The following is a 2,620-nucleotide window of genomic DNA, read 5'->3' as shown; positions in this document are numbered from 1 at the left end:
TCGGCCCGGACACCCGCGGCGGGGTCCGGGCCGAGCTGCGCGGCGTCACCGGTCAGTCGTTGCCCCGCAGGATCGCCAGCAGGCGCAGGACCTCCAGGTACAGCCACACCAGGGTGACCAGCAGGCCGAAGCCCGCGCGCCACGCCTCGCGCTGCGGCACGCCGTTGCGGATGCCGCGCTCGATGTGGTCGAAGTCCAGCACCAGGAACAGCGAGGCCAGCACGACGCCGAAGAGGCTCAGGCCCACGGCGAGGATGCCGCCACCGGCGTACACGCTGCCCGCGCCGGCGAGGACGAGGACGACGTTGACCAACCCGAAGACGAGGTAGCCCAGGCCCGCGATGAGCAGCACCTTGGCGAACTTCGGGGTGGCGCGGATCACGCCCACCTTGTAGGCGGCGAGCATCGCGGCGAACGCGGCCAGCGTGCCCGCGACGGCGGACGGGACGATGCCGTTGCCGTAGACGGCCGAGTACCAGCTGCTGATCGCGCCGACGAAGACGCCCTCCAGCGCCGCGTACGCGAACATCACACCGGGGCGGACCTTGCGGGAGGCCTGCGCCCAGATGCCCAGCACCATCGCGACCAGGCCCGCGCCGATGGCCGGGAGCAGGCCGAAGCCGCCCAGCCAGGCGACGCCCGCACCCACGAGCAGCACCGCGAACAGCGAGGCGGTGCGGACGACGACGTCGTCCAGGGTCATGCGCCCCATCTGCGCCGGGGAGGCGGACGGGGCACCGTACATGCCCGCGAGCTGGTCGGCGCTCGGCGTCGACACGTCGAACGTGGCGTAGCCGTCGCGCTTCCACTGCGAGCCGTTGGCGAAGACGGGGTTCTTGCTCTCCATGGGTCCCTCCAGACGACCTGTACCTGTACGAACGGTACGGGCGGTCCGGACGTTCCCGCCCGGGGAGCTGCGGGGTCGTGAGCGCGCTCACCCTGCCGGGTGAGCACTCCGGTGTCGGTACCCGGGACGGGAGTCGAACCCGCACGCCGCGAACGGCCCGGGGGTTTAAGCCCCGTGCGCCTGCCAGTTACGCCACCCGGGCCGGTGCGGCGCCGCCGGTCCCTGCCGGACCGGCGGCGCCGCGCGCCGGACGCGCGTCAGCCGCGCGAGCCGCTGACCTGCTTGACGCCCGCGGCGCGCTCGAACTCCGCGAACGGGGTCGACTGCGCGCTGAGGGAGACGATCTCCCGGCGGAAGATCGCCGCCTGCGCCCAGTCGAGCAGCACGCCGACCTTGCGGCTCGTCGTGGGCACGCGGGACAGGTGGTAGACGCGGTGCATCATCCACGCCGGGTAGCCCTTGAGCTTGACGCCGTAGACCTGCGCCACGCCCTTGTGCAGGCCGAGGGAGGCGACGGAGCCGGCGTAGGCGTGGCGGTACGGCGTGGTCTGCGCGCCGCGCAGCACCGCGACGAGGTTCTCGCCGAGCTGCTTGGCCTCGCGGACGGCGTGCTGCGCGTTCGGGGCGCAGAACTGGCCGGGCTTGGTGAGGTCCGGCACCGCGCAGGCGTCCCCGGCGCCCCAGGCGCCCTCGACGACCGAGCCGTCCTCGTTCGTGACGCGCAGGTCCGCGCCCACCCGCAGCCGCTTGCGCTCGTCCAGCGGCAGGTCGGTGCGCTCCAGGACGGGGTGCGACTTCACGCCCGCGGTCCAGACGATGGTGTCGCTCTCGAACTCCTGGCCGTCGCTCAGCTTGACGAGGCCGCCCTCGCAGGACTGCAGCGTGGTCTTGAGGTTGACCTCGATGCCGCGCTCGCGCAGCTCGTCCACCGCGTAGCGGCCCATCTCGGGGCCGACCTCGGGGAGGATGCGGTCCAGGGCCTCGACGAGGACGAAGCGGACGTCGCTGTGGCGCACCGTGCGCAGGGACTGCGTGACGTAGCGGGAGAGGTCCTCCAGCTCGGCCAGCGCCTCGATGCCCGCATAGCCGCCACCGACGAAGGTGAAGGTCAGGACGCGGCGGCGGAACGCCTCGTCCTTGCTGGCCTCGGCGAGGTCCAGGTTCCGCAGCAGCTTGTCGCGGAGGAAGATCGCCTCCTCGACCGTCTTGAAGCCGATGGCCTGCTCGGCGACACCGGGGATCGGCAGCGTGCGGGCGACCGAACCGGGCGCCATCACGACGATGTCGTAGGGGAGGTCGTACTCCTCCCCGTCGACGGGCTGGATGCGAGCGGTGCGCTCGGCGTGGTTGACGGAGACGACCTCGCCGGCGATGACCTCTGCGCCCTTGAGGGTGCGGCGCAGCGGGACGACGACGTGGCGCGGGTCGATGGAGCCGGCAGCGGCCTCCGGCAGGAACGGCTGGTACGTCATGTACGAGCGGGGCTCGACGACGGTCACCGCCGCCTCACCCTTCTGCAGCTTCTTCAGCAGCTGCAGCGAGGTGTAGAGGCCGACGTAGCCGCCGCCGACGACGAGGATCCGCGGAGCGGTGGAGGTCCCGGGCATGGGCTCACACTACTGACGGACCGGCCCGGACGGGCAGGCGGGCTGTGCCGTGCGCCACACCGGCCCCCGCCGGTGCGGCGGGGGCTGCCCCCACCGGCGCGCCGGCAGGACCCTCGCGGGGGCCTCACGGGCGGTCGCGGCGGTGGTCGCGGGGCAGCCCGGCGAC

The 2,620-nt window shown here is 73.1% G+C and carries 2 protein-coding genes and 1 tRNA gene; all 3 read right to left on the bottom strand.

All coding sequences use genetic code 11. The annotated features are described in order from the left end of the window. Window positions 1-52: 52 nt before the first annotated feature. The 3 genes from ABEB16_RS06795 to ABEB16_RS06785 all read right to left on the bottom strand — a co-directional run bounded on the left by ABEB16_RS06795 (window position 53) and on the right by ABEB16_RS06785 (window position 2,454). A complete protein-coding gene (locus ABEB16_RS06795) occupies window positions 53-847 on the bottom strand; it encodes a Bax inhibitor-1/YccA family protein (protein WP_345711500.1) in 795 nt (264 codons plus the stop codon). 118 nt (window positions 848-965) lie between these two features. Continuing rightward, window positions 966-1,049, bottom strand: a tRNA-Leu gene (locus ABEB16_RS06790). A 55-nt stretch (window positions 1,050-1,104) separates the two neighbouring features. Beyond that, on the bottom strand, window positions 1,105-2,454 hold the full coding sequence (locus ABEB16_RS06785; RefSeq protein ID WP_345711499.1) for an NAD(P)/FAD-dependent oxidoreductase: 1,350 nt from the start codon (window positions 2,452-2,454) through the stop codon (window positions 1,105-1,107). Window positions 2,455-2,620: the final 166 nt, after the last annotated feature.

Origin of the sequence: Kineococcus glutinatus, assembly GCF_039542765.1 — a bacterium.
Taxonomy (GTDB): Bacteria; Actinomycetota; Actinomycetes; order Actinomycetales; family Kineococcaceae; genus Kineococcus_A; species Kineococcus_A glutinatus.
The sequence above is the reverse complement of the archived record's forward strand: the minus strand, read 5'-3'. Positions and strand labels throughout refer to the sequence as shown.

Coding starts and splice junctions, on each gene's coding strand:
- ABEB16_RS06785 (WP_345711499.1), bottom strand. CDS start 2,454: ATGCCCGGGACCTCCACCGCTCCGCGGATCCTCGTCGTCGGCGGCGGC.
- ABEB16_RS06795 (WP_345711500.1), bottom strand. CDS start 847: ATGGAGAGCAAGAACCCCGTCTTCGCCAACGGCTCGCAGTGGAAGCGC.